Source organism: Bdellovibrio sp. ArHS, from assembly GCF_000786105.1.
Lineage (GTDB): Bacteria > Bdellovibrionota > Bdellovibrionia > Bdellovibrionales > Bdellovibrionaceae > Bdellovibrio.
On sequence record NZ_JTEV01000012.1, the window covers coordinates 136,886 to 161,229 of the forward strand.

Genomic DNA, 24,344 nt, shown 5'->3' on the forward strand with positions numbered 1-24,344 from the left:
CGGTGTGCAAGAAAAATCTTTAATTTTTTTCGGTCTGTGGAAAACTCATTTCCCCACCTCGCGGAGTTTTTGGAGCATTTTTCTTGCTGCAAATTGATCTTCTGACTCTACATCATGACTAATAATCCAGACTTGATTTTTGTATTTTTCAAGAACCTTCTCGCACTCCCGCAACAACTCATCTTTCTTTTTGAGTTCGGATTGGAGCTGTTCAAATTGCCAGCGGGCACACGCTACAGGAGTATATCCAAATGCACCTGGGGACGACTCATACCATTTTTTAAATGCAGTTTCATCAAACTTCACTTCACTCATTTTGACCTCAATAAATTTGACATTGTTCCTTCTGGATAGACCGCCATTTTTACCCATGTTTTAGGAGTCTTCAGCTTGCCAGAAATGTAACCGTGATTATCACTAAAGTTAGTCCACCACCACTTAGATACTCCATCAACTGAATGATCCCACTTGAGATGAATGAACTTTTTTGTTTTCGTGCAAAAGTATATTCTGTCGTCGAACTTAGATACTCTACTCACAATTCCCCCAATTCTTTAAGAGTTTCTTCAGCAATGCCGTGACAATTGGAACAATAACAAGGTTCATCGAGCACGGCTTTCAGTCCATCTATTGCTCTTTGATAGTTCGCCTTAGGCGCCACCACAATTTCAATATCTTCTGTATCTTTAACAGTGAGGTCTCCCGAGTACCTACCCCACCATTTCTCCCTCGGCTTAACTGGTGTGGTCATTTGGTGTCTCTCTTCCCCATCAACTGCTTAAGGCATTCTCTTGCAAGTTCTCCGTGACTATATTCATCTCGTGACGTGTTCTTTAATGATTCTTTCAACGCTACCAAAGTTGGGAATATTTCTATCTCAGCATCGCCAGAGCAATAGCAAGAACAACCTGATTCATGTACGGTTGCATAACCACGCTTCAGTTTAAATACATGAAGACACGACATCTCGTAAGATACCGCATTGTCGTAGGTTGCTAAAAGTTCGATTGGTTCAAATCCTTGTGTGGACTTCCAGTAATCAAACTCGTAACTAAATCTGTTTTTTAATTCGTCATTTTTCATCACTCACCTCCATATTTTGTGGTCATAGATCACCCAGCCTTAAAAACTTTTTGTATTGCGATCCTCTAATAAGACATCTATTTATTTTCTTCTTGCCGTCGTACATTCCGCTAATAATTAGAGAGAACTCGCCACTTCCATCTGGAACAACTGAGGCTGGATAATATTCAACCTTATCGACCTGCCAGATTATTCCTGTGTTTTTATGGATGTATAAACCTGCTTTCTTCACCCCTCACCCCCAGATGAGAGGGCTTTACGAGCATTCTCAAACATTGATAAAGCCGTTTCCCAATAAGATGGATAAACATATCCAAACTTATCTGCGCAAGAAAACAAATCGTCTTTAGCTTGTTCCAACGCTCCTCGAAGTTTCTTGTTTTCAGCTTTTATCTGTGTGTAAGAACGAATGACTTGTCTCATCTCTGCCATTTCGTGACTTGTGAGGGGAACGCCCGTATCTTTTAGTGCCCTACCTATTCGCTCGTACAATCCAAGGTGGTCTTGAACGACAACTTTCCCAGCATCAGGGTCCTGCATTCCGGCTTTATATAATTCTTCCGCTATACGACGACCACGAGGTTTGCTGTAAAGGTCTTCAATTATCGCTTCCATCCTCTTCTTCGCTTCTTCGGTCATATCAACCCCAATACCAAGATTTTACGTTGTTAAAATGCTTAGCCATAGACTCCATTATCCAAGGGCAACTGACGTGTTGGCCTCGCCCGTGGATTGAAATGACTTCCCGATAAATTTTCACCCAATAATTCCGATGCTTATCTCTGTCTAACTTGACCTCTTCGAGTTCACTCTTTAGACGAGCCCGCTCTGCCTTCAATGAATCGATATATGCTTTTGTTACGGTTACTTTTTTACTCACACACACTCCTGGGGTTGGGTTGATTCATTTCTAACTCCTATCCCGCTAAGGATTCTAAATGCTGTTTCGACTTGCTTCGGAACCACGCCGTTGCCCAAGGCTCTGATCGCGTCGCCCCGATGCTGTAGCCCATTATCCATTCGCAAAAGGAAATCGGCATATTTGTCCCAGTTGTCGCCCTCCAAAAGGTCGATACTGAAGGGCTCGTTCTTTTTAAATCCGAAAGATTGCCCGACATCCTCTTGTATTCGGATGCCATTAAAGTCGGAAGTTTCCCGTGCTTCCATAGCCACCATAAGCTTGGTGTCACAGATCCGTTCTTTTGCCGGTCGTAAGTTTTTCGAGAAACCACTAGAGTAGGCCAATAAGAACCAACGTTCTCGTTTGTGTTTTGCTCCAACGTCGCCGGCGGAAATAAATCCATCCCGGCACTTATAGCCAAGGATTTCAATTTCAGACCGGATAGCCTTAATGAAGGGGCTAACTCCTTTGACATTCTCGAGAAATAGAATCGGGGCCTTTGTTTCTTTTGCAAGTCTGATAATATGGAATAATAAACCCGACCGCTCTCCACCCAGGCCTTTTTGAAGCCCAGCAGAGCTGAGGTCCTGGCATGGAAAACCTCCGGTAATGATATCAATTGGTGGAAGCATTGATCCTCGAAGAGAAGTAACGTCATCCCAGATAGGGGCTCTGTCGATTTCGCCTCTATACATCCGGGAAAGAAGGATGCGCTGAGCACTTGGCTCTTTTTCACAATAGGCAATTGTTCGCACCCACGGCGCCAAGGATTGTGAGATGCCCCCGATTCCGCTAAATAGATCCAAGCCATTAAGCACCTTCCCCCCTAAACTTTTTCCAAGCGGTGAGGGCTTCATTGGCATTAAGACCATGAGGCGCATATAATTTTAATGCCTCCTCCATCCCCTTTACCTCTTCCAGTTCGAGGGCTGCTTTGAAGCCTTCAATGAAAGCATCTCTCTGTTCTTCCTCTGAATTTCCGTAGTTAAATGGCTTAAAGTTGTTTGCCATCTCACTCGCCTTTTTGTCTGAGGGGGTCATTGATTCTCCAAACATCTTTCACAAGATCCGCAAGCAGTCCCTAGAGCTTTAGAGCCTCTGCATACGGCGTATTTATAATTCTGCTTAACAAGCTTCGGCGTGTACCCATTGATTGAATCGTAATTGAATCGGCCAGCGTCACGTTCGCTCCAAAGCATTTCAGAAATCAATACGTCAGCAGGTCCTCTTTCGCATTGCCCAGCCGCAACCGCTATATCTAAAGCTCTGTTGCGAGGAACGAAACGACCGTGATTTGTAACGAACCCTTGGTTGAAAGATCCCTTTGGGTTCTCAACGCCAACATTTCTCATTTGGTGAAAGCAATCAGAGTGACACTTTCCAAGAAAGATCCAGCCTTGATCGGACATGACCGCTGCGTGTTTAATTACTTCATACATAACTACCCCTCTTTAATTTCTTCAAAACGCACTCTGAATCGACCACCCGCTAGCTGTGATCCGAACTCAGTACCGTTAACATCAAAAGCACGATGACCTTCTGGAAAGGCGACTGTGTACTCCACCTTCAATGGTTCCCTCTTAATCTCCTCGATTGCGAAGAGACGAGCGGAGTGTGTGCAGTGAGGCTTATCTACAACTTCAAATTTAGCGTAAGCTTGCGGATTATCTGGCGTACCAACGAATGTAATTTTGCCCTCCATCACAGGCAGCTTCTCTAAGGCGGCGCGGAGATCTTCCAGATAGATTACGGATCGATAATTGACGGTATTATTCGGAAAGCTATTATCAACGACACAGACTCTCCTTACTTCCACTCCCAACGCTTTAACTAGGTCTGGTTTCATACTCCCACATTCCTCACTACTTTAGTTTCATCTAGTTTTTTAATAACTTCTAAAAGCCCATTAGAGACGCGATATTGAAACCCCTTACCTACCCTTACCAAGTACTGATTTAACGCCGCGACGTACATCTGGTGAGTTATTACGCGCCTTCTATCCGTCGGGCTCAAACCCTTGGTCGCTTTTTTCCTGGCGAGCGATATAGAGTCGCCTTCTTCAAGATGCGTGATGGTCCGCATCACAACTTCAAGAATTTCAGCATCGGTAAGGTTTGTTCGCTTTATTTTTCCTTCAACAAGTTCCATGCGGAAAAACTTAAGCTGACTTGCAAGAAGTTTCTTTAATTTTTTTCGGCTTGTGGATTTCTTCCAGGCGCTTCATTGCGTGTTCAAGCATCATGCCCCATCTGGTTTCGTCGGATAGAGGCAAGGTCTTTTTCAAATCAAGAATATACAAACGCTGAAGGTTGATGATTTCACGCTGAACACTGTTTGAGAACTCAAGCACTCTGATTTTCTTTTCCATTTCACTCATCTGCATTTTCTCCACGGGAAGGTTCACTTTCGGGTTTTGTGGGGCTACGGTATTACGCCAATCTTTTTGAGAACTTCGCGGGCTTTTCTGCCTAAGCAATGAAAATTTCCGTTAGAATTTCCTATCGAATATGGAAATATTGAAACATCGTTAGGCTTCTTTTGTGTCCACCCAATAAGATTGTTTTTTTCATCAAACTCTTTGCTAATCCAGGTATCTACCGACCCATAAAACTTCAAAGCCTCAATCAAAGGCAGAATGTCGGAGAAAAGCACATATTTTCCATCAACGGATGGGGCCATATCTCCTTGACATCCCTCAAATGGAACTTCGTAAACAGTTAGGTCATATCTATTAAGCTTCTGGGTCATAATTACCCCACAGTGGACCAAGTACACATTCAAGCTTATATAAATTTTCTGTACTCATTGATCGTCTGCCTTTTTCCATCTCGCAAATGAAACTCGTCACGCATCCAATTCTTTTGCCAAGTTCATTTTGTGTAATATCTAATTCTCTTCGTTTTTTACGAATTCGTTTTCCAAGAATTTCTCTAACTTTTTCAATTTTAAGTTTTTTCATCACTCCCCCTTCTTCTCGTTTAGGGCTTTTATTAGGGCGTCGGCGTTCCATGTAGAAATCAATGCAAACACCTTGGATTCATCGTCAGAGCTTAATCTAGAGATGGATATTTGTTGTGTAATATGTTGATTCGACAACAACCCCTGCATCGCCATCGCAGCGAAATACTCGCGCTTTGAGAGGCCGTGATTTACGACTTTCCCGTAAGCGTCGCAAAATTTAAAAATCGGATCATTCCCTTTTGTTTCCATCTTCATTCCCTTTCAAATCAGCCCGGTGAACCACCACAGAACCCGGGCCTATTGCCACCTGCCGTTACTCGTTTGCAGGTTGGTTAAAAATTATTTTGTTTTTCGTTTAAAAGAATTTTGAACATCACTATCGCTAGGTCGAACGTCGGCCATGTGATAGCGCCACTTCGTTTTGCCGTATTTTCCAGAGTCTTTGGGCTTTATCGGAGAAAGCTTTTTTACTTTCCCGCCGCGCTTCAGAAATTCTTCTACTGTTTCTGAGTTCGTCATGCGCTCTCCTTAAATTCCTAAATGTTTCAGAACTTCAAGTTCGGCAGAACATTTCTTTTCAATGACTTCAATCAATCCATTAATGCTTTTCACATTGTCGATTCTGTCCATTAGACTCGCTTCAATTAATGGTTTTTCACCTAGAAGAATTCGCCAATTATTGTGCTTGTCTTTATCCCACTTCAGATTCGAATATTCACCAGCGAGGAAACCAAATGACTTCAAATGTGTTTCCATTTCTCTGATGTAGGCGTTCATTGCATCGAGACGCTTTTTAATCTCTTCACCTTTCACTACGCACTCTCTTTCTGGTTAATTGTTTCCCAGGCATCTTTAATCAAATCGGCCAGACGCTTAACGTCCCAGCTGTCTTCTTGTTTCAATTTTCGAACGAACGGAATGCCGCCGATGTAGGCGAGACAATCTTTTCGAGATTCACCAAGGAATGCTTCAGCTTGATGATCGGAGGAATATAGGCGAACAGCCTGAAGGTAGCGCTCCGCTTCTTTGCGAAAATTCGGAACCTCTTCTTTAACTTTACCTTTACCTATAACTATACCTTTAATTAGTAGAGTGTTTTCTTGTGTCCCCACTGTGGGGGGACTGTGGCTCTCTTGTGAAATTAAGACTTGGTTGTTGAGGATTGTGAAACCCAAACTTTCCAATGTTTCGCGAGCTTTGATTTTGGCAGACCAAGTGTCTTTTGAAGATCCGTACTGAAATTCAAAATACGGAACGATCAAGATTGTATCTTCGTTGATGAAATGAATTTTCTTGCCGAACCAGTTTTTTAGATCAACTGGTCCAAACTCGAATCCTACCTGAAATGTTGCTAGCTCATAATCGGGCTTTAAAACGCCCGCACCGTCGCATTCATCGCAAAGGTATATCCATACTAGCTTTGCTTGATTTGAAAGCGTTCTAAACCACTTTGTTCGCCATTTATTGGCGTCAGTGAACTTCTTAGCCATGATTAACCCCAAGCTCACGAAGAGCCTTAATGTGGTAGCTGATTCGATTGCTAATCATGGCCTGCTCTTCGGCGTCGGCCGCTTTGATGAAGTCCCTGCGGAGCTTTTGAAGCTGCTCCTGAAGCTTTTTGATCTGCCCTGTTGTGCTGGACATAACCCCTCCATGAACGTGCTGAAACAACCGCGCGAACCCCTTCAACGCGGTGAAAAATTAAAATTCATGGGATGTAATCTAGGTCCATTTTTTAGAACTGGTTTAGAACTGGAACGCAAAAATCCTGATAAAATTTGAGAAATACTGACAGCAAAAAACAAATGCTTAAACTGTTGTATTTACTGAAAAATCAGAGAAAAGCGCAGCTAATTTAATGACTTACATTTTTAGCTTATGTGTCCTTGACATGGAAGAGGTCACTGGTTCAAGTCCAGTTATTCGCACCATTTTTTTCCATACCATCCTGAAATCATAAAAGCTTGAAAAAATCGAACGGGAATTGCAATCCCACTTTGGCGCAACAGATCCTCTGTTTCTGGCGTTGAAAGCACAGTGAGCATATCCTTCAGTTGCTTCGGAAGTGTCGCTAAAGATTCAGGAGTGGCACCCATCAGAGCTTGCACCTGCTCCCAGTTCTTTAGCATCAGGGGGAATTGGGCAGAGTTCAGATCAAAGCTGATCTCGGTGTTGATCAGATAACCGCCTTCACGAAGACGTGCGGTCATATTTTGATAAAAACCCAAACGCTCGTCTCGCTTTACAAAGTGACCCACGAGAACACTTAAAACAGCGTCGAAGTTTTCGCCATGAGGAACATCTTGAACATATCCATGAATAAGCTCACAGCGATTCAAAACGCCGGCTTGCTCTAGGCGCTCACGGCACACTGCCAACATGCCTTCAGCAGGATCCACTCCCACAAAGGTCCATTCAGGATAGACCTTTGACAATGACAATATTTCTGCGCCCGTTCCAACACCGACACACAGGATGCGTGCCTGCTTAGGCAAATCCTGCAAAACTAGTTGAATTAAAAAATGCATAGCCCCTGAAATAGGAGCCAGCTTGCTGTTCTTCTCATCATAGGCCTGCGAGGATTCTTTGGAAAAAAACTGTGACATGAATTGATCTTAGGCAGGTTGCCAATAAAACAACAAGGAAATTGCTCGGCATTTGCTTCTTTTAGAGCGCGATGAATTTAAAATGTGTATTGCCTTTAAACAGGACCGAATCAGGACTAAATTGCCTTTCATTTAAGGTCATCTCTTGCCTTGCCGTCGCGGCCATGACATCCTAAGAACTCAGGCATGGCGAAAATATTACTTATTGAGGACAACCTGACCAATCAACTGGTGGTTAAAGAAACTCTTTCAACCCACGATGTAATATGCGCAAACACACTTAAAGAAGCGACCTTACATATCACTTCACCTTTTGATTTGGTGATTCTGGATGTGCAACTTCCCGACGGCAGCGGGTTTGATTTTTACATGCATCATCACGCACAACTTCAGGACATTCCAGTGATCATCCTCACTGTGCACGGCGAGGTGCACGACAAGGTTATTGGCTTCTCTTTAGGTGCCGAGGATTATGTCACCAAACCTTTTGAGCCTGTCGAGTTTCGCGCGCGGATTGAAGCCAAACTGCGCAAGAAAAACAAACACAATGAGTCGGCTGTCTTGAAAATCGACGGACTTCATTTTGACCTGACCATGCAAAAAATCAGTTGCGAAACCCCGGACCTAACGAAGAATCTCGACACCACTTCTATTGAATTTAAAATTCTTTTGTATCTTGCAAAACACCGCGACACCGTCATTACCCGACAGCAGCTTTTAGATCAGGTCTGGGGTGGCAGCACCACGGTCGTCGATCGTGCGATCGACACGCATATGTCGAAACTTCGTAAGAAGCTTGATGGCACGCCCTGGGAGATAAAATCTGTCTATGGCTCGGGCTATCGGTTCGAAAAACAATCGTAAGTATTTGTCGCTAAACATGACCAGCAATTATTTGAATGAAAGCTTCGCTGCAAAACGTCCTAAGCGCGTTGACAACCTCCACCCCCTATTCCCATTCGTGATAAAATAAGCTTGTAATTCAACGTTACGGAGGTGGTTATGAGACAAGCTCTTATCGTAGCAGCTCTCCTTATCCTTCCCCATTTGGTTCAAGGAACCCCTGAAGAACCCGGACTTCCTTTAAATGGTTCTGCCACGGATGCCATGAAATTAGAAACCCAAAGGGACTTGGTCGACCGCGTGGATCGTCAACCTGCCAGCACAGAACAGGACCCTTCTTTGGTCCCTTGTCCGCAGGTCAGTTATGAAGGACAAAAAGAGGAACTGGCTCGTTTGGAAAATCACAGTTCAAATTGTCAGCCTGAAGAAGGGGCTATTCAGCAAAATCCCAACCCCGATCAAGAGTTTCCTGATGCGGAACAAAACCAATCAGGAACGCCAATTCATCTTCAGTAGCTGAAAATAAAAAAGGGAGCTTTGAGGCTCCCTTTTTTATTTTTGAATCATCGTTCAATTATTTTTTCAAGGCATTCACGATGTAGGAAATATTCGTAACGTCCTCACCACGGCAACCGGCCTCTGTACACTTATTAGAAACCGTGCATTGTTTCGTTCTGTCATAAGTGAAATCCTGAGCTCCGCGAACAAGAATACCTACCACTTCATTCGTTCTTGCGTTGAACACCGCAGATCCTGAATTTCCACCGTAAGTATCCAGATTCGAAGTGAAGAAAGCTCCTTGTTGAGCGCGCACTTGTGCTCCGTCGGCCACCTTCGTAGGAAGACCTGATGGATGGCCGACAACGTAAATAGCATCACCAGGTCGCGCTGGCGTTTGCGCCAAAGTCAAAACGCGGTGACCGCGAACCGGGCGATCCAAACGCACTAAAGCGTAATCTTGCGCGCCTGTGTATTCACGGGCCACGATTTCTTTACAGCTATAAACATCACTTTCAGACACCGTGTCTGGAGCGGTCTTCGCGTCAGTCATTTTGTAACCGAAGACGAAAGCATAACGAGAACAATCGGCGTTGCTGACACAGTGACCGGCTGTTGCGATTAAATCTTCACCCACCAACGAACCTGAGCAGTTCGCCGCCGCTGGCTGATCGAAGAAAGGCTCACTAGAACATAGATTCATGCTGGTTCCAAAAGAAGATGCCAGAATTTTTATAAGGCCGTTTCCTTGATTTTGAATATCGCGAGTGGGAATCAAAGCCACCGTAGAGTCGGCGATTTCGCGAATGTCCGATCTGGTTACTTGGTAGACGTCGACTCGGTTGTCGTCACCATAAATAACTTTGGGTGTGATGTTAACAAATCCAACTGAAAACGTTGCTGCAAGCGCGACACTCATTGTCGCTACGAATGAATTCCTTTTCACTTTTTCCCCTCTGAATGTTCTTCCTGAACATCCCTCTGTTAAAAAGTCTGAGAAAAGTGAGAGTGAAAGACAAACGTTATTTTTTAGTCTTCAGAAGATAATCGAAGGCGGTCGCGTAGAGTTTGATTTGTTTCAACATCGAATGCAGACCATTGGCGCGGCTAGGAGAAAGGTTTCCTTCGAAGCCCAAAGCTTTCAAAAACTCGGGAGGTGTCGATAAAATCTCGCTGGGACTTGCTCCGGAATAAACATACAACAAAAGTCCAACCAAACCTTTCACAATCAAAGCATCGCTATCACCTTGAAGCTGTATTTGACCCTGCTCATTTAAATTTGCAGACAACCAGACTTGTGACTGGCAACCTTTGACGACGTTTTCTTCGGTTTTCAAATTTTCCGGCATTTCCGGAAGGGCTTTACCCATTTCAATAATTTTTTTATAGCGATCCTCCCACTGATTCAAAGCGGAAAAATCTTGAATTACTTTTTGCTGTCTTTCCTGGATGTTCATACTTATATCACTTTCAAATTCGGCAAGAGGGTAAATAGATCTTCTTCCAAAGACTGACCTTGTTCGCCAATCAGTTCATGAAAAGACTTCTTGTTCATATTCATCACGACATCGTGACATTTCTTATAAAAGCCTTCTTGATCTTCGTAGTAACCATTCCAAAGATCTTTCGCTTTAGACTCGGGCAAGACCCAGGATTTTTTTTCCGCGGCCGTGCCATCATAGCGATTATGATAGTCCAAAAGCTCCATAATCTGACGTGGCGAAAAATCCAGCATGACGAGTGCTTCTTCCAATAAAGCCAGCTCTACAAACCAAAGGTAATTGCTCATCTTTTCCCAGAATTTAATTCCAGCCTTGCCGTAAGAACTTTTACAGAAAAAAGTGGTGCAGACGACACCGCGATTTCGCCACACATTGCAGTTTTGTTTTTCCTTGTTGTAGTACGGGCACAACCACTCTTCTTTTTGCCCAAACTCCCCTTCCGTCCGATTATTAAAGGCGACCTGGTACTTCACCGGGGCGACCAGACCGATCGGCAGAGCGTACTCGCGGCGGGCCATTTTATCACGAAAAACAGCGTGGGCCTGAGTGGAGGACTCTTCCTTAAAAAGAGCCCCGACCATGAAGTTGGCCAAAAAAGGATGAAAGGTGCAGCACTTTAAATCTTCGCGGTAGTGAATTTTGCCTTTATGGCGAGGCCGAGACATCGCGCACGAATCACAGGTGGCTTTGTTCTCCTCTGGTGAAAAATCCAGAATCTCGCGGGGCAAGAGGTTCTCATAAACTCGTGGCAGTTGGTATTTTAATAACATTCTTTACATTTTCAGGCGACAGCGATCGACCAGTCTTTGTTTTAAAAATTTCATTGTATCAAACCTTTGCAGACTGTCGTCCCACCGCCATACGAAGGTTTGGCAATTCACGAAATAAGGAAAAGCCACATCGCCTTCATCAGCATAACTGCGCGCCTGCAAAAATTCAGGCACCAGAGACTTCACCAAAGTTTCCACAGCGGAATAACTCAAGATACGCTCTTTTTCCAGTTCAAAAGAAATTTCTAAAGGAGTTACAAAACCCGTCTGTCCCTGATGCAGAATCGCGCTCCATTCGACCCGAGGAGTGTCGTTATAAACAATACGGATGAACTGATGGAATTCAATCCCTTGGTTGGCGTATTCCTGTGCCAACTGCGCGTAAATATCCGCATCTTGCTCGCCATTGTCGCCGATAAGAATGACTTTGCGGGGACGATATTCTTCCATAAGGCGGCGCAGATGCGTGATTTTATGAACATCGCTATCATATTCACTTTTGCCAATATACGTTCCCGCTGGGAAACTTCCGTTTTTAAGAAAGTTTCGGTGCGTGCGCGCCATCAGCCATTCGGGAGCTTTGGATAAATAAACAAACTGAATGTCTGAGTTTTCTTTGGCGATGGCTTGATAAAGAGCGTTCATTCCCAGAAAACGGCTTTTATCATCAAAGGCATAACGGGCCGCCGAACTAAAATCCTTTACGTGCGCCAGCTTGATTGTGTCATCAACATCACTCACAAAAAGCGTCTGCGCCGATAGCAGCTGGGAAAAAACAAGAATAAAAAGCGCGATAAAATACTTCACCATATCTCCTTAAATTCCGGACTCGTCATACCACATCACGAAACGCTCAGGTGTGGCGTGAATAGCAAAAGTTTGCGCCTCATCTTTGTAGGTAAAAAGCCCCTGCTCAGAATGAAATTGCGCAAACAACGCCTGGGCCTCCGCACCACGCACTTCAAAATGGGCTTTGCCGGGTCCGATGCGAGCCACGTTGGACTTGTGGATGTAAATGGAACATTGATAGTTATTCTCGCCTTTTTTAGCGCAGATGAAGTTAAGTACTTTTTGTGGGGCCTCTAAAGCCTTTCCGCGTCCTAAGATGGAGTCTTGCTCGGGACGATCCATCGCCAGAAATAGTTCCTGAGGCGAGCCATCGACGGTGCCGTCGTAGCTGACAGATGCAATATTGATGATCATCTGCATTCCCAGGTATTGCCCGCGGGTGACCGCCATCGAACTGGAAACACTGAGGCTGATTAGTGCAAATAGTAATGCTCTCATACGATACGTCCTTACTTGATTTTTAGGGCTTTGGCGATGTCTAAAGTTTATTCAGACGCCTTCCTAAGCCTGTCACTGTTAGCTGGCTACGAGGACCTTTTAAAGGTTCCCAAAATGAGACTATAATCCTTTGTAATATTCAACACTTATATCGGCTCACCATGAAACACCATGTAAATCCATGGCCCACCGCTTGCTCTTCTAAAAAACAACGACTGCAACCCCCAACGGAGGGAACTTATGAAAACACTTCTAACCATCGCCATCCTGGCTTTCTCTTGCACTTCATTTGCTTGGAAAAGCTCAGAGGCTCCGTCTAAAGAATATGTTTTCAAATACAAATTGGCCGGTCAGTCCCTGGAAATCAAAAGAGCCGCAGCCAGCTATGAGGATGCCTACGAGCAAGCCGCTCAGCAGTGCTTTAACTTCTATAAAGGCAAAGGCCCGGTTGCTGAAGAACGCGGCTTAGATATCATCGACGTTTGCGCAAACCCACGCTCTTAAGACTTTTGACAAGCAGCATAAGTTCTTTGATTCCGTCTTTCCCTTCTGGCCGCTCCTCGCTTATATTAGAGCCTTATCTAAGGAGCGGTTTTCATGGGAGTTCTAAAAGCCATCGGCGATTTTTTATTCGGTAAAGATCCTGATATTTTCGACGAAAAAGGAAATGTTTCACACAAACTTCCTAAAAAGAAATGGGAAGCTTGGCACAATCGTACAAAAACAGATCCACAGTACAACTGGCGCAATCACACCGGCATCACCGGTGCGACGAAAAAGAAAAATAACTAAATCTGGTATTTCTGCCTCAAGTTCGCAATCAGCTCTTGAGGCTCACCTTCCAAGGCTTTCACAAAAAAGATATCATCAACCTGGCGTCCCCAGGTGTGGACACGAGCCGACTTAATACTCATCCCTAACTCACTCAAAGATTTTGCCGCTGAAGCCAGAAGCCCCGCCTGATCCGGCCCCTTAAAACTAATCACCCACTCTTTGTCATCTGAACTGATCAACTGAATGGAATCAAATTTCACGGAAGGAATGGCCTTAGACTGCATCTTCGTGTTTTCCAAAATTTTGGCGAGCTGGGAAAGATGGCGGGTTGTCGAGACTTGAAACCAGTCGTAAACCCCGACCTTCGCCAACGTATGAATGGAAGCATGACGAATCCCCAGCCCGAGGGAATACAATTGCCCCACATAATCGCTTAAAAGGCCCGTACGATCTTCTTTTTCATGAAAGCGAATCCACACTTCCCCTTTGCGGCTTTTATAAACCAGGGGCGCCAGCGAGGTTGTCGAGTGCTCCGCCTTTTTTAGATCATTCACCAAATCACCCAAAGCCAGACTGTCTAATAAAACAGGACCCAACTCTTCAATGATTTCAGGAGAAAGCTGCAATTTTTTACGCAGACGCAAAGTCTGAAATTCGAAATAGTCCCGGGCCTTTTTCGATTCAAGGCTGAACACCAGGTCACGTAAGAGTTTGGCTTTCCACTCGTTCCAGGCCTCCGGGTTGGTCGCGCGGATGTCGATCGCCGTGAATAAAGCCAGTCGATACAGCCGGGCTCCGTCGACACCTTTTTCCCGCAACTCCTGCCAGACTTTCGGATCTTTAGGATTCTTCCGAAAGGCCGCCTGTGAAATCTCTAGATGATTTTTCACCATCCATTTCACTTCGTCGGTGAATGTTTTTGAGAATCTGTAGGACTTAAAATCTTTTTCAACAATGATCACACCCAAGTCAGAATGGTGCTCGCCGCTTTCAAGCCCCTTGGCGAGGTCATGATAAAGACAGCTCCAGGAAAGAATGCGCCAATCCTCTTTGTTGAGTTTGCTTTGCAGGAATTTTAAAGGTCCCAGTTGAGAAGGTTTTTTAAAAATTCTTTTTACTTCACGACACGCCTGCATGATGTGCGAATCCGCCGTGAAACGATGGTATTGATCGTGTTGAACATACCCCACCAGACGTCGCATTTCGGGAACCAGCTTGTCGATCAGACGTGAACGAAACACACTCACCAAAAATTCGTCAGAGGCGTTAATATCCAACAATCTTTCCAGCTCAACCCCTCGTCGTTTTGCCAAGGATTTTACTTTATTGTCGGGCAAAAGAAGGTCTAAATTCTCTCGCACTTTTTTCTGAACTAAAACACTGGGATTCTTATGTAACGCCGCTGAGAGATCTTCAAACTTCTTAAATTCCAGCTGCTCTAATTTCTTCAAATCCTTCGCGGAAGCTTGCGCCACTTCCACGATCCAGTCTGAATAAAAATGCACTCGCGAAAGCCCCCGTTGCAGATCGCGCATGAAGTCTTTGTGGGTTTTAAATCCCATCCACTTGCCAAGATCAAATTGCACGGCATTGGAAAGAATGTCGCCATGACCTTCCAGGTGCAGCTTCTGACGAAGGCTTAAAAAATAATTCCGATAATAATGAAGCACATTGAGCGCGTGCCCGGGATGCGTGAATTTTTCCGCAAACAGCTCGTAAATCTGCAACCCTTGCTCAAGATCGCGAAGACCTCCGGGTCCGAATTTGATATTCGGCTCAAGATAATTAGTAATGGAATCGAAGCGGCGCGCGCGATTTTTTCTTTCTTCTTTGACCGCCTTTAATAGAATGCGCCGATGATAATTCTTTTTTGACCAGATTCTCTTTTGCTGTTCAAACAGTTTCTGAGCCCCTTCGGGCGTCCAAGGGCGCGCCTTTAACAGAGCCAGAATATCAAAGGCTTCTACGTTTTCCGTCCAGTCTTCTGGATTGTGCGGCATACGATAGCGAAGTTTTAAGCCTTGCTCGTTGGCTTTATCCACGAACAATTTTACTTTTTCTTCCGCTCCACAGAAAAGAACGTCGATATCTGATTTCGGGCACAGCTCGCCCCGCGCCCACGAGCCCAGAATAATGGGGTGGCATTCTTCCCATTCCGGAGAACTTTTAAACAATTCTTCCAAACGCGCGGACAGCCAGCCGGAAAAATTCTCGGCAGAAAAACAAAACACCTGACGAAAATCTCCGTCAGGTGTCATTAAAGGGGGAGTTAAAACTTCCTGAGCTTGCTCCCATTGGACTGAAGACAGAAAAGATCTTGTCGCCATAGTGGCTAAACTTCCTGTCCGTTGCGAGCCACGATTTCTTTCCATTTCGCAATCTGGTTCATGGCGTCCAAAGGACTCATTTGCATCAACGGGTATTTTTCAACCTCGGCCATCAGACTTTTAATTTCTTCAGGCAAAACAAAGGTTGTGATGGGGTCCATATCCATAGCGGGGGTCTCGACATGCAGTTGATCCAAAAGAGAGAGCTGACTTGACGCCTGAACCCGCTTGGATTCAATGTCGCGCAAAAGGCCTTTGGCTCTTTTCGTGACGGACGCGGGCAAACCAGCAAGCTCTGCCACCTGAACACCGTAGGATTTCAATGCGGGACCTTTAACCAGTGTGTGAAGGAAGCGGATCTCTCCGTTTCTTTCTGCCACAGTCATATGCGCATTGGTGATCTGTCCAAAGCTTTGATCCAAAGATGTGAGTTCATGATAGTGAGTGGCAAAGAAAGTTAAAGCTTTGGTTTCACTTAAAAGATGTTCCAAAATAGACTGCGCCAAACACATGCCATCGAAAGTGCTGGTTCCGCGTCCCACTTCATCCAGAATAACCAAAGAATCTTGTGTCGCATTTTTTAACATCGCAGAAGTTTCTGTCATTTCAACCATGAACGTAGAAAGACCTTCTGACAACTGATCGCTCGCACCGATACGTGTGAAGATCGCATCAAAAACGGGAAGATGGGCTTCATCCGCCGGAACAAAAGAACCCATTTGCGCCATGATCGCGATCAAGGCGACCTGTCTCATTAACGTCGACTTACCGGCCATGTTGGGCCCGGTCAGCAACAAGCAAGAATGCGGGCGCAACTCGATGTCGTTAGCGACAAAGTTCTTTTTCACAGTCTGTTCCACCACGGGGTGACGACTAGCCTTGAGTTTCAAAGAGCCCTCCGTGGTAAACTGCGGACGGACATACTTTTCTTCAAGGCTCAACCACGCAAGACCCGACACAACGTCCACCTCGCTGCACTCGTGGGCTAATGTCAATAGAGCCGGACACTGAGCCAGAATTTCTTTGCGAAGAGCTTCAAAAAATTCAAACTCCAGATCCGCACGCTTGGTGTTGGCACTTAGAACTTTTCTTTCCAGCTCCACCAACTCGTCCGTGCAATAGCGTTCCGCATTGGTCAGAGTCTGTTTTCTTTGATAGTGCGCCGGCGCCTTGTCTTTGTGAGTATTGGTGATTTCAATGTAATAACCAAAGACATTGTTATAGCGAATCTTAAGACTCGAAATTCCTGTCTTTTCTTTTTCTTCTGCTTCCATGCGCGCCACTAAGGCCTGCGAATGCGTGGAAAGTTCGATAAGTTCATCCAGCTCGGCCGATACACCCTGACGGATTAAATAACCTTGTTTTGTTGCTAAAGGAGGATCTTCAACCAAGGTGCGTTCGATTTTGTAAGCCAACTGTCGTAAAGGCTCAAAATTCGCCGTCCCGCCCGAAGCATGTACCAACACTTCCAAAGCACTCACACCCGCATGAACACTGCCAGCCAAAGCCAAAAGATCACGTCCGTTGCATTGAGGTTGAGAAATTTTTCCCAGACGTCTTTCGATATCACCCATTTGCCCCAGGATCTGACGAACGCGTTTTAATTCAAGCACGTGACTGCGCCAGAACTCCACGGACGCCAGACGCTGCTCAATGGCTTTCGTATCGCGCAAAGGAAAACTGAGCCATTGGCGCAAAAGACGACTGCCTGCCGAAGTTTGTGTGCGATTGATCGCATGAAACAAACTCCCCAGGCCTTCACCTTTATAGGTCGAAAAAACCTCAAGGTGTCTAAGGACTGTGCCGGAAATTTCCAGACGATGTTCAAGATCTCTCTCGATAAAAGGCGAAAGCGTTTTTAAAGACTCTTCGCCCGACAACTGAGTCACATAGGACACCAGGCGAGCCGCGGAAAAAGGCGCTTCATTTTTCAAAAGGGCCTGAAGGGGATCCGCCACATCCTCATGGATGCTGATTAAAATTCCTTCCACGCCCGTCAATAAGGATTCGTCCTCTTTGGCAATGACAATTTCAGCCACAGGAAGAATCTGCAGGAAGCGAAGAAGCTCTGTCGTTTTTTGTGAACGGAAAAAGAACGCTTCGCCTGTGGTCGTATCCAAAAAGCTGATGGAGTCCTTGTCTAAACTCACCAAATAATGCGGCTTTGTTCCATCCAGAGTGTCAGAGTCATACACCATTCCCGGCGTCAGGACACGCGTCACACCTCGTTTAACAATTCCTTTTGCAAGCTTGGGATCTTCCAACTGATCACAGATCGCCACTTTAAAGCCCGCCGCCAAAAGTTTATTAATGGGGCCCGCAATCGAATGATGAGGCACGCCACACATGGGTGTTTCATCTGCCGATTTTTTATTTCTTTGTGTCAGCGCAATTCCCAAGACCGGAGCTGCCTTCACCGCATCGTCGAAGAACATTTCAAAAAAGTCCCCCATGCGGAAAAGAAGAATTTTGTCTTGATGGACGGACTTGATGTCCCAGAACTGTTTCATGAGTGGCGTTAGATTTGACATAGCCCAAAAAGTTAACGAAGGCAGGGCAGCAATTCACTCGAAAACGCATCGCATCTGTGAGGGAAAAAGAGAGTTCGACGGACAAAGCCGCACCCCTAGCGAGTGCGGCGCGTTATGTTACACTATGCTAGCTTAATGCTTTCATCAATTTGCCGTAAATACCATCAAAGCCGCCATTACTCATGATAAGGATAACATCGCCTTTTTTGGCCCGCTCATGCAAAGCCTGAACGATCTGATCCGCACTTTCAAAGTCCGCGGCTGTGACGCCGGATTTGCGCAAATCTTCGATCAACTCGTGGGAAGAAAAACGGTTTTCTTCATCAATCTTGGATTGATCAAAAGCTTTTGCCAACAGCACTTCGTGGGAACCTTTAAAGGCTTCCACATAATCTTTCTGAAAGACTTTGCGACGTGACGTTGCACTTCGCGGTTCAAAGACTGAAAACACTTTGCGATTCGGATATTTTTTTTGAATCCCTTTTACGGTCTCGCGCACAGCCGTTGGATGATGGGCAAAATCCTCGATAACCAAAATACCACCAGGCTCACCCAGAATTTCCTGACGACGTTTCACGCCTTCAAAGGACTCCAGAGCGATCTGAATGCGGTTTTCAGAAAAACCCAGACAGACGGACATCGCCACGACCGCGGTCGCATTGAGGATGTTATAGTCCCCCGTAATCTGCATCGCATAAGGCCCCAAGATCTCGCCTTTGTGATGAACCTCAAAGCCGATTCCTTTTTCGTTATGAAATAACACCTTCGCACGGAAATCCGCCTCGGGGCCGAAACCATAGGTGAAAGAGTTTTTGCATTTAGCCAGGTGGCGAAGTTCCATCACATTGGCATCTTCAGCGCAGGCCAAAAGAGTCCCGTTTTCAGGAATCAAAGTCAGCAAACGCGCAAAAGAATCTTTGACCGCTTGCAGATCTTTGTAGATATCCGCGTGATCAAACTCGACAGAAGTCAGAATCACATGTTTTGGCCGATAGTGGACAAACTTGGGAACTTTATCAAAGAACGCTGTATCGTACTCGTCACCTTCGATAACAAAAAAATTGCCTTCGGGATTTTTAAAGGATTGAGAAAAATTTTTGGGAATTCCGCCGATCAAAAAACCTGGTTTCACGCCCGCATTTTCCGCCACCCACGACATCATCGAAGTGGTCGTTGTTTTTCCATGTGTGCCCGAAATCACCACACTCTCGCGATCACCAATAATAAATTCACCCATAGCCTTAGGCAAAGAGGTGTAGGGAATATTCAGCTTCATCAGCTCTTGCGCTTCTTCGTTGCTGGCGGAAATAACATTCCCGACAATCACAAAATCCGGCTGAGGATGAAGATTCTCGGCTTTATAACCTTTCATTATCGAAATGCCCAGGCTTTCCAATTGAGTTGACATCGGCGGATAGGGATTCAAATCACTTCCGGTAATTTTAAAACCACGATCCTTAAGAAGGCCCGCCAAAGACGCCATGGCCGTTCCGCAGATTCCCATCAAATGAATGTGACTTCCAGGTTTTAAATTCATTTCGTACTCCAGTTCCGGCGCCACAGGCGCCTCCCTCTAGGGCTGAGCGCCCTAAACTCCGCTTCGGCGGTAATTTTCAACAATCCAATTATGTATTTCAGGACGTAATTTTCCAAAGGCTTTATTGTCCGATCCATACAAGACGCGATTGGAAAGTATTATTATACTCATATCCATCTTAGGGTCATACCAGATCGAAGTTCCAGTAAAGCCCGTGTGACCAATCGAATCCAAGGAAAAATAACTTCCGCAACTGGCGGAACCTGGGGTCGGCATCATATAGCCCATCGCCCAGTCACCCTTGCCTTCTGGTAAAGCCCGTTTGGCAAAAAGTTGCGCCGTTTTCTGACGAATGGAATACCGGGCGATTCCCATCAACTGGGAACGCAGATGAAGTGAAAACCAACCCACGTCGTCGATACTGCCAAAAAGGCCCGCATGCGTGGAAACCCCACCCAAAGACCAACAGTTTAGATCATGCACTTCGCCTTGAATCAGTTTTTTACGAACCGGGCACTCTTCTGTCGGCGCAAAAAGATTGGTGCGAATCGTCGTCTGATTGTTGGGATGAAACTCCAGTGTCGTGCCCAAGTAGAATTTATTTTTGATTTCTTCCCATATGTCATGCAGAGGCTTATCAAAAAACTTTTCCAAAATAAAACCCAGCACCAGGAAACCCACATCGGAATAGATCGCTGTTTCTTGCTTTTCGATTTTTAAGCTTTGTAAGATCTCGCGAAGTTGTTCACGTCTTTTTTCCACGGGCAACTGTGTGTTGATCTCTTGATAAAGAGGCAACCACCAAGCCAGGCCTGAAGAATGCGTCAACAACTCGGTGATTCTGGTTTCTTTATGCGGAAACCACGATAACACATCGGCCACTTTGGTTTCGAAATTCCACTTCGAAAGTTCAAAGGCATACATCATAGCCTGAGTTGTGAAAATCACTTTAGTCAGGCTGGCCAAATCATAATAAGCAAACGTGTTCCCGACCGAGACGTCACAAATAATACGCCCGCCCTGATAAGCCCGCACCATCACGCCCGGGGTGGTGTCGCGAATGCGTTCTTCCAATTGTTTCATCAGGTTCTTTTCAAGGACTGAAAACTTCATTTACGCCCTCCTGTTTGAATCGTCAAATGTCCCCGTCCTTCTTCGACATTCAATACACACGGGGTATTGAATGGGACAGGTCTTTGAACCGCCGCATGACCGGACTCCAAGCCTTGAAATAAAGGAATATCCAGGTCCTGCGCCCAGCGCTTAAATACTAATTTGAAATTATCTTTTCCGGTTGAAGGCTCTTCTCCACCGACGAAATCCCCTAGAATCATCCCGTGACATTGTTTAAACAGGCCGGCTTGCCGGAACTGTTCAAAGATACGGTCAATGCGGTAGCCGCGCTCGCCGATATCCTCAACAAACAACAAAGACTTGCGGGTGGTTAATTGCCAAGGGGTCCCCAAGGTCGACTGAAGCACCGTGAGATTTCCGCCAGTGATGGTGGACTTTAAATTCTTCACCTTGCGGGCCGCCTCATTGAGGGGTTTGAGTTTTTTAAACTCCACCGTGTCTTGTTTGCCGAAAAGTATGTCGTGCATTTCTTTTTCGTGTTTCGGGGAAATTAATTTTCTGCCAAAACGATCTAAAATCGGCGCATGCAAAGACTTCCATCCCCACTCCTGCGTAACAAACGTATGGAGTGATGTGATATCACTGAGGCCAATAAGAAGTTTTGGCTCTTTGGGCTTTTTTAGCTTTGCTAACATCGGCACCAAACGGTTGCTGCCGTAGCCGCCACGCAAACACCAAATAACATTAGAGTCCTTTGCCTGCACCGCCGCTTGTAAAAATGCAAATCTCTGCTCGTCATCGTTGGCATGCAGAAAGTGCGGCTTGATCAAGCCCTTCGGAATACGCGGCTGTAACTTCCATTTTAAAAGAAATTCACGCGATCCATCGACATCACGAGGCAAAGAAGGGTAACCGGGAGCCACCACATCAATAATGTCGTTTTCTTTAAAATACTTCCAATAACTCACGCTTAAACTCTTTTGATAATATCTTTAATGGCTTTTTTGTGCTTTTTCCCGGTAAAGATTTCATCGATCTCTTTGGGTTTTAAAAGCTCTCGCACCTGATCATCGACAAGCAATTTATCTTTAAGATGTTCGCCATACCCCAGGGAATGACACAGTCTTTGCACCAAAGCGTAGGCTTCTTCCCTTAACATGCCTTTTCCGACTAAAGCCAAAAGAACATGCGAACTGAAAAGCTGACCTTGCGAACTGTCGATATTGTCCAGCATGCGTTTTTTATTTACATCCAGACCATCCAGCAAAATGCTCATACGGTTCAAAGCATAATCCGCAACAATGAACGCATCCGGAAACACCACGCGCTCTACGGATGAGTGACTGATGTCGCGTTCATGCCAAAGAGCCACATTCTCTAGACCCGCAATCGCGTAACCGCGAAGCAAACGGGACAGACCTGTGATGTTTTCCGCACTGATAGGATTTTTTTTATGAGGCATGGCCGAGGAACCTTTCTGTCCCTTCGTAAAGCCTTCAGTCACCTCGCCCACATCACTGCGTTGCAAATGGCGAAGTTCAACGGCCAGTCTTTCAAGACCCGTCCCCAGAAGCGCCAGCGCATTCAACATTTCAGCATGTCGGTCGCGGGGAATAACCTGTGTCGCAATGGTTTCTGGCTTCAAACGCAGTTTCTTAGCCACAGCCGCTTCGACTTTCGCGGGCTGACTGGAATAAGTGCCCACAGCTCCGCTCAGTTTACAGATCATCATATTATCTAAAGCGGCTTTCACACGTTTCTTATTTCGTTCTGTTTCCGCTAAGAATCCCGCCATCTTAAAACCAAAAGTAGTCGGCTCGGCAAACATACCGTGAGTACGTCCCGCGCAGAGGGTCTCGGCGTGTTTTTTTACGAGAGCAGCAAGTGACTTTTCCAAAGCCGTGATAGAACTCATCAAAACCACACCGGCTTCGCGAATCTGCAGACTGAAAGCCGTATCTAAAACATCTGAAGACGTCATGCCATAGTGGATGTACTTGCCGTGAGGTCCGACATTCTCGGCCAGATTAGAGACAAACGCGATCACGTCGTGCTTGGTCTCCTTTTCGATTTCAGAGATACGTTTCACGTTGAAGCGCGCCTTTTGCGCAATGGACTTCGCCGCAACTTTGGGAATGATGCCCATCTGAGCTTGAACTTCAGCAACAGCGATCTCGACTTCCATCATTTTACCGAACCTATGGTCCGCATGCCACAAAAGGCCCATTTCAGGGCGAGTATAACGTTCGATCACGTTGCCTGTTCCTTTCTTCGTTTCTCTTTTTGTTCTTTCAGAAGTTTTTCTTTCCACCACTGAGTCAAACGATTCAAAATCATTTCGTCGCGATCAAAATAGGTTCCCCATGAATAATGAGGCCATTCTTCCGGACTGCTCAAATGCAGGTTGCTATAAAGCACCTTCCCGCGACGCGAGCTTTGTTTGTCGCCGAAAACCGGGAAACGTGAAGCCCCCAGCTGTGCATAGGTATAATAATACTCTTGCGGGAAATTCAGAATCTGAGGATCCGACAACGACATTCTTGCCAACAACAGGTCACGCATCCGATCACTGCGAACGGTCAGATATTCTTTGTTGAATCTTTGCACCGTCGGTATACGCATCCACACATCGAACTGATCCGCCAAGGTGGTTCTTTGCAGAATCAACATATTTTCATGCGTCCAGGGCGACTGCAAATCATTCATCACCAAAGTGTGAGAAGGAAGATGGTCTCTTTCAAAACAAGGTTGCAGTGCTACACGGTAACGAACCCAGCACCACTCTGGCTCCAGCGAGCCTTCCGGGAAGAAGTATTTCCCCAGACGTTCATTCAAGAAATAGGTCTCTTCACTGGTTAAAAGCCATACCACCTGCTCAAGTCGGAAGATCCCCTGTTTTTCACCCGAGATCTCAAACCCCGTGATGGATTTGCCGCCGCCGAAGGAAACGTCGACGATCTGTTGCGGACGTATAACTTCCACGCCTTTGGCGCTCAACCACTCCAAGGATTTCTCTAAACCATTGCGCGTAGCCTGACGAACTAAAAAGGATGAAAACAGAGGCAGGTTTTCGCCGCGGGTGGCTCCTTGCGCATTGGGCATATAGGTCGTTCCTGCCCATTGATGAGATAGATGCAGCAGCCAACTCTGGTCGAAGTTAAAAGCCTCCAGATTTTTATACAGAGCTTTGCTGTTTTTTGAAGACAGCAAAAAGTCCTTGATGTGCGGGGATAGAGACGACTTTTCAATTTTGAATTTAGTCAAAGGCCCTTTGCATTCAAACGGCCCGTCCTTCAACCATATCGTAAAACCGTTGGGCACTTCGGCGAAGTGATCGTCGGAATACAGACGCTCCATTTGTGACTCAGAAATTCTTTCGGTGCGAAAAAAACCAAAAGGTCCTTCCACATCTTCAGAAGGCCACACACCCAGTTTTGTGGAAACGTCGACAAGAGTGGTTTTGATACCCTCTTTCGCCAAAGCTGCTGCCAACCAATGACCGCGCCCAAAGGCCGAAACCAAGATGACAGGACTTCCCAATTCCATCGACACAAAACTCCTCGAAATAGTCTGTAAATTGTCTTAATGATTAGAAAATCAGGCGTTCGCAAAGTCAAAGGTGCGCACTGCATCCAAAGTCCCCGAAGGGC

At 45.6% G+C, this 24,344-nt stretch carries 32 protein-coding genes; 4 read left to right on the forward strand and 28 right to left on the reverse strand.

Annotated features, from left to right (window positions below):
• Positions 1–45 precede the first annotated feature (45 nt).
• The 16 genes from OM95_RS07010 to OM95_RS07105 form a co-directional block, all read right to left on the reverse strand.
• Positions 46–372, reverse strand: a complete 327-nt coding sequence (locus OM95_RS07010; protein WP_041871845.1) for a hypothetical protein — start codon at positions 370–372, stop codon at positions 46–48.
• Between the two features lie 163 nt (positions 373–535).
• A complete protein-coding gene (locus OM95_RS07015) occupies positions 536–751 on the reverse strand; it encodes a hypothetical protein (protein WP_041871847.1) in 216 nt (71 codons plus the stop codon).
• A complete protein-coding gene (locus tag OM95_RS07020; RefSeq protein WP_041871849.1) occupies positions 748–1,083 on the reverse strand; it encodes a hypothetical protein in 336 nt (111 codons plus the stop codon). Before OM95_RS07020 ends, OM95_RS07015 begins: the two co-directional genes overlap by 4 nt.
• A gap of 228 nt (positions 1,084–1,311) precedes the next feature.
• Positions 1,312–1,722, reverse strand: coding sequence for a hypothetical protein (locus OM95_RS07030; RefSeq protein WP_041871854.1), 411 nt, complete (start codon positions 1,720–1,722; stop codon positions 1,312–1,314).
• A 237-nt stretch (positions 1,723–1,959) separates the two neighbouring features.
• The gene (locus OM95_RS17175) at positions 1,960–2,802 is read right to left on the reverse strand and encodes a DNA cytosine methyltransferase (RefSeq protein WP_291515771.1); all 843 of its coding nucleotides are present in this window, start codon (positions 2,800–2,802) and stop codon (positions 1,960–1,962) included.
• Positions 2,795–3,025 (reverse strand): hypothetical protein, encoded by a 231-nt coding sequence (locus OM95_RS07045; RefSeq protein ID WP_041871862.1) that lies wholly within the window; start codon positions 3,023–3,025, stop codon positions 2,795–2,797. Before OM95_RS07045 ends, OM95_RS17175 begins: the two co-directional genes overlap by 8 nt.
• A 400-nt stretch (positions 3,026–3,425) precedes the next feature.
• Positions 3,426–3,830, reverse strand: coding sequence for a hypothetical protein (locus OM95_RS07055; protein WP_041871867.1), 405 nt, complete (start codon positions 3,828–3,830; stop codon positions 3,426–3,428).
• Positions 3,827–4,132 (reverse strand): hypothetical protein, encoded by a 306-nt coding sequence (locus tag OM95_RS07060; RefSeq protein ID WP_041871869.1) that lies wholly within the window; start codon positions 4,130–4,132, stop codon positions 3,827–3,829. Before OM95_RS07060 ends, OM95_RS07055 begins: the two co-directional genes overlap by 4 nt.
• A 10-nt stretch (positions 4,133–4,142) precedes the next feature.
• Positions 4,143–4,361, reverse strand: a complete 219-nt coding sequence (locus tag OM95_RS07065) for a hypothetical protein (protein ID WP_041871871.1) — start codon at positions 4,359–4,361, stop codon at positions 4,143–4,145.
• Positions 4,362–4,405: 44 nt separating this feature from the next.
• Positions 4,406–4,732 carry a hypothetical protein gene (locus OM95_RS07070; RefSeq protein ID WP_041871873.1) on the reverse strand — a complete coding sequence of 109 codons (327 nt, stop codon included), beginning with the start codon at positions 4,730–4,732 and terminating at the stop codon, positions 4,406–4,408.
• Entirely contained in the window at positions 4,716–4,943 is a 228-nt protein-coding gene (locus OM95_RS07075) for a helix-turn-helix transcriptional regulator (protein ID WP_041871875.1), read from the reverse strand. Before OM95_RS07075 ends, OM95_RS07070 begins: the two co-directional genes overlap by 17 nt.
• Before the next feature lie 341 nt (positions 4,944–5,284).
• Complete coding sequence (locus OM95_RS07085; protein ID WP_041871880.1) at positions 5,285–5,464, reverse strand: hypothetical protein; 180 nt, start codon at positions 5,462–5,464, stop codon at positions 5,285–5,287.
• A 9-nt stretch (positions 5,465–5,473) separates the two neighbouring features.
• Positions 5,474–5,758, reverse strand: coding sequence for a hypothetical protein (locus OM95_RS07090; protein ID WP_041871883.1), 285 nt, complete (start codon positions 5,756–5,758; stop codon positions 5,474–5,476).
• Entirely contained in the window at positions 5,758–6,435 is a 678-nt protein-coding gene (locus tag OM95_RS07095; protein ID WP_041871885.1) for a hypothetical protein, read from the reverse strand. Before OM95_RS07095 ends, OM95_RS07090 begins: the two co-directional genes overlap by 1 nt.
• Positions 6,428–6,589, reverse strand: a complete 162-nt coding sequence (locus OM95_RS17180; protein ID WP_291515773.1) for a hypothetical protein — start codon at positions 6,587–6,589, stop codon at positions 6,428–6,430. The genes OM95_RS07095 and OM95_RS17180 overlap by 8 nt, the downstream gene beginning before the upstream one ends.
• Before the next feature lie 275 nt (positions 6,590–6,864).
• On the reverse strand, positions 6,865–7,551 hold the full coding sequence (locus tag OM95_RS07105; RefSeq protein ID WP_041871889.1) for a class I SAM-dependent methyltransferase: 687 nt from the start codon (positions 7,549–7,551) through the stop codon (positions 6,865–6,867).
• A gap of 186 nt (positions 7,552–7,737) precedes the next feature.
• On the opposite strand from OM95_RS07105, the gene OM95_RS07110 reads away from it, so the two are divergent.
• Together OM95_RS07110 and OM95_RS07115 are read left to right on the forward strand one after the other, a co-directional pair.
• Complete coding sequence (locus OM95_RS07110) at positions 7,738–8,415, forward strand: response regulator transcription factor (protein ID WP_041871891.1); 678 nt, start codon at positions 7,738–7,740, stop codon at positions 8,413–8,415.
• A gap of 138 nt (positions 8,416–8,553) precedes the next feature.
• A complete protein-coding gene (locus OM95_RS07115) occupies positions 8,554–8,910 on the forward strand; it encodes a hypothetical protein (protein WP_041871894.1) in 357 nt (118 codons plus the stop codon).
• A gap of 58 nt (positions 8,911–8,968) precedes the next feature.
• Here OM95_RS07115 and OM95_RS07120 read toward each other — a convergent pair whose 3' ends face one another.
• From OM95_RS07120 to OM95_RS07140, 5 genes are all read right to left on the reverse strand, one after another.
• Complete coding sequence (locus OM95_RS07120; RefSeq protein ID WP_041871897.1) at positions 8,969–9,838, reverse strand: serine protease; 870 nt, start codon at positions 9,836–9,838, stop codon at positions 8,969–8,971.
• A 76-nt stretch (positions 9,839–9,914) separates the two neighbouring features.
• Positions 9,915–10,349 carry a SufE family protein gene (locus OM95_RS07125; protein WP_041871900.1) on the reverse strand — a complete coding sequence of 145 codons (435 nt, stop codon included), beginning with the start codon at positions 10,347–10,349 and terminating at the stop codon, positions 9,915–9,917.
• A gap of 2 nt (positions 10,350–10,351) precedes the next feature.
• A complete protein-coding gene (locus OM95_RS07130; protein WP_041871902.1) occupies positions 10,352–11,164 on the reverse strand; it encodes a hypothetical protein in 813 nt (270 codons plus the stop codon).
• A gap of 3 nt (positions 11,165–11,167) precedes the next feature.
• Complete coding sequence (locus OM95_RS07135; protein WP_291515774.1) at positions 11,168–11,974, reverse strand: App1 family protein; 807 nt, start codon at positions 11,972–11,974, stop codon at positions 11,168–11,170.
• Between the two features lie 6 nt (positions 11,975–11,980).
• Positions 11,981–12,451: a hypothetical protein gene (locus OM95_RS07140; RefSeq protein ID WP_041871904.1), complete on the reverse strand. Its 471-nt coding sequence runs from the start codon at positions 12,449–12,451 to the stop codon at positions 11,981–11,983.
• 240 nt (positions 12,452–12,691) lie between these two features.
• Between OM95_RS07140 and OM95_RS07145 the strand changes: the two genes are divergently transcribed.
• Both OM95_RS07145 and OM95_RS07150 read left to right on the forward strand, forming a co-directional pair.
• A complete protein-coding gene (locus OM95_RS07145; RefSeq protein ID WP_041871906.1) occupies positions 12,692–12,955 on the forward strand; it encodes a hypothetical protein in 264 nt (87 codons plus the stop codon).
• Between the two features lie 93 nt (positions 12,956–13,048).
• On the forward strand, positions 13,049–13,243 hold the full coding sequence (locus OM95_RS07150; RefSeq protein WP_041871908.1) for a hypothetical protein: 195 nt from the start codon (positions 13,049–13,051) through the stop codon (positions 13,241–13,243).
• Here the strand turns inward: OM95_RS07150 and OM95_RS07155 are convergent.
• From OM95_RS07155 to OM95_RS07185, 7 genes are all read right to left on the reverse strand, one after another.
• On the reverse strand, positions 13,240–15,552 hold the full coding sequence (locus OM95_RS07155; RefSeq protein WP_041871911.1) for an HD domain-containing protein: 2,313 nt from the start codon (positions 15,550–15,552) through the stop codon (positions 13,240–13,242). The two genes, OM95_RS07150 and OM95_RS07155, sit on opposite strands and share 4 nt — an antisense overlap.
• A gap of 5 nt (positions 15,553–15,557) precedes the next feature.
• Positions 15,558–18,062, reverse strand: a complete 2,505-nt coding sequence (gene mutS / locus OM95_RS07160; RefSeq protein ID WP_291515776.1) for a DNA mismatch repair protein MutS — start codon at positions 18,060–18,062, stop codon at positions 15,558–15,560.
• A gap of 148 nt (positions 18,063–18,210) precedes the next feature.
• The gene (mpl, locus tag OM95_RS07165) at positions 18,211–19,644 is read right to left on the reverse strand and encodes a UDP-N-acetylmuramate:L-alanyl-gamma-D-glutamyl-meso-diaminopimelate ligase (protein ID WP_291515779.1); all 1,434 of its coding nucleotides are present in this window, start codon (positions 19,642–19,644) and stop codon (positions 18,211–18,213) included.
• Between the two features lie 27 nt (positions 19,645–19,671).
• Positions 19,672–20,733: a serine hydrolase gene (locus OM95_RS07170; protein WP_041871914.1), complete on the reverse strand. Its 1,062-nt coding sequence runs from the start codon at positions 20,731–20,733 to the stop codon at positions 19,672–19,674.
• Complete coding sequence (locus OM95_RS07175; RefSeq protein ID WP_041871916.1) at positions 20,730–21,662, reverse strand: LD-carboxypeptidase; 933 nt, start codon at positions 21,660–21,662, stop codon at positions 20,730–20,732. The genes OM95_RS07170 and OM95_RS07175 overlap by 4 nt, the downstream gene beginning before the upstream one ends.
• Positions 21,663–21,664: 2 nt before the next feature.
• On the reverse strand, positions 21,665–22,948 hold the full coding sequence (gene purB / locus OM95_RS07180; protein WP_041871918.1) for an adenylosuccinate lyase: 1,284 nt from the start codon (positions 22,946–22,948) through the stop codon (positions 21,665–21,667).
• A complete protein-coding gene (locus OM95_RS07185) occupies positions 22,945–24,240 on the reverse strand; it encodes a hypothetical protein (RefSeq protein WP_041871921.1) in 1,296 nt (431 codons plus the stop codon). The genes purB and OM95_RS07185 overlap by 4 nt, the downstream gene beginning before the upstream one ends.
• Positions 24,241–24,344: the final 104 nt, after the last annotated feature.

Excerpts from the sequence above, each read along its gene's own strand:
- OM95_RS07145 (WP_041871906.1), top strand. The coding sequence starts at position 12,692 with ATGAAAACACTTCTAACCATCGCCATCCTGGCTTTCTCTTGCACTTCA.
- OM95_RS07110 (WP_041871891.1), top strand. The coding sequence starts at position 7,738 with ATGGCGAAAATATTACTTATTGAGGACAACCTGACCAATCAACTGGTG.
- OM95_RS07060 (WP_041871869.1), bottom strand. The coding sequence starts at position 4,132 with ATGGAACTTGTTGAAGGAAAAATAAAGCGAACAAACCTTACCGATGCT.
- OM95_RS07105 (WP_041871889.1), bottom strand. The coding sequence starts at position 7,551 with ATGTCACAGTTTTTTTCCAAAGAATCCTCGCAGGCCTATGATGAGAAG.
- OM95_RS07085 (WP_041871880.1), bottom strand. The coding sequence starts at position 5,464 with ATGACGAACTCAGAAACAGTAGAAGAATTTCTGAAGCGCGGCGGGAAA.
- OM95_RS07150 (WP_041871908.1), top strand. The coding sequence starts at position 13,049 with ATGGGAGTTCTAAAAGCCATCGGCGATTTTTTATTCGGTAAAGATCCT.
- OM95_RS17180 (WP_291515773.1), bottom strand. The coding sequence starts at position 6,589 with ATGTCCAGCACAACAGGGCAGATCAAAAAGCTTCAGGAGCAGCTTCAA.
- OM95_RS07020 (WP_041871849.1), bottom strand. The coding sequence starts at position 1,083 with ATGAAAAATGACGAATTAAAAAACAGATTTAGTTACGAGTTTGATTAC.
- OM95_RS07070 (WP_041871873.1), bottom strand. The coding sequence starts at position 4,732 with ATGACCCAGAAGCTTAATAGATATGACCTAACTGTTTACGAAGTTCCA.
- OM95_RS07045 (WP_041871862.1), bottom strand. The coding sequence starts at position 3,025 with ATGACCCCCTCAGACAAAAAGGCGAGTGAGATGGCAAACAACTTTAAG.
- OM95_RS07010 (WP_041871845.1), bottom strand. The coding sequence starts at position 372 with ATGGGTAAAAATGGCGGTCTATCCAGAAGGAACAATGTCAAATTTATT.
- OM95_RS07015 (WP_041871847.1), bottom strand. The coding sequence starts at position 751 with ATGACCACACCAGTTAAGCCGAGGGAGAAATGGTGGGGTAGGTACTCG.
- OM95_RS07065 (WP_041871871.1), bottom strand. The coding sequence starts at position 4,361 with ATGAGTGAAATGGAAAAGAAAATCAGAGTGCTTGAGTTCTCAAACAGT.
- OM95_RS07030 (WP_041871854.1), bottom strand. The coding sequence starts at position 1,722 with ATGACCGAAGAAGCGAAGAAGAGGATGGAAGCGATAATTGAAGACCTT.
- OM95_RS07055 (WP_041871867.1), bottom strand. The coding sequence starts at position 3,830 with ATGAAACCAGACCTAGTTAAAGCGTTGGGAGTGGAAGTAAGGAGAGTC.
- OM95_RS07135 (WP_291515774.1), bottom strand. The coding sequence starts at position 11,974 with ATGGTGAAGTATTTTATCGCGCTTTTTATTCTTGTTTTTTCCCAGCTG.
- OM95_RS07095 (WP_041871885.1), bottom strand. The coding sequence starts at position 6,435 with ATGGCTAAGAAGTTCACTGACGCCAATAAATGGCGAACAAAGTGGTTT.
- OM95_RS07075 (WP_041871875.1), bottom strand. The coding sequence starts at position 4,943 with ATGAAAAAACTTAAAATTGAAAAAGTTAGAGAAATTCTTGGAAAACGA.
- OM95_RS07130 (WP_041871902.1), bottom strand. The coding sequence starts at position 11,164 with ATGTTATTAAAATACCAACTGCCACGAGTTTATGAGAACCTCTTGCCC.
- OM95_RS07185 (WP_041871921.1), bottom strand. The coding sequence starts at position 24,240 with ATGGAATTGGGAAGTCCTGTCATCTTGGTTTCGGCCTTTGGGCGCGGT.
- mutS (WP_291515776.1), bottom strand. The coding sequence starts at position 18,062 with ATGAAACAGTTCTGGGACATCAAGTCCGTCCATCAAGACAAAATTCTT.
- OM95_RS07155 (WP_041871911.1), bottom strand. The coding sequence starts at position 15,552 with ATGGCGACAAGATCTTTTCTGTCTTCAGTCCAATGGGAGCAAGCTCAG.
- OM95_RS07125 (WP_041871900.1), bottom strand. The coding sequence starts at position 10,349 with ATGAACATCCAGGAAAGACAGCAAAAAGTAATTCAAGATTTTTCCGCT.
- OM95_RS07140 (WP_041871904.1), bottom strand. The coding sequence starts at position 12,451 with ATGAGAGCATTACTATTTGCACTAATCAGCCTCAGTGTTTCCAGTTCG.
- OM95_RS07170 (WP_041871914.1), bottom strand. The coding sequence starts at position 20,733 with ATGAAGTTTTCAGTCCTTGAAAAGAACCTGATGAAACAATTGGAAGAA.
- OM95_RS07115 (WP_041871894.1), top strand. The coding sequence starts at position 8,554 with ATGAGACAAGCTCTTATCGTAGCAGCTCTCCTTATCCTTCCCCATTTG.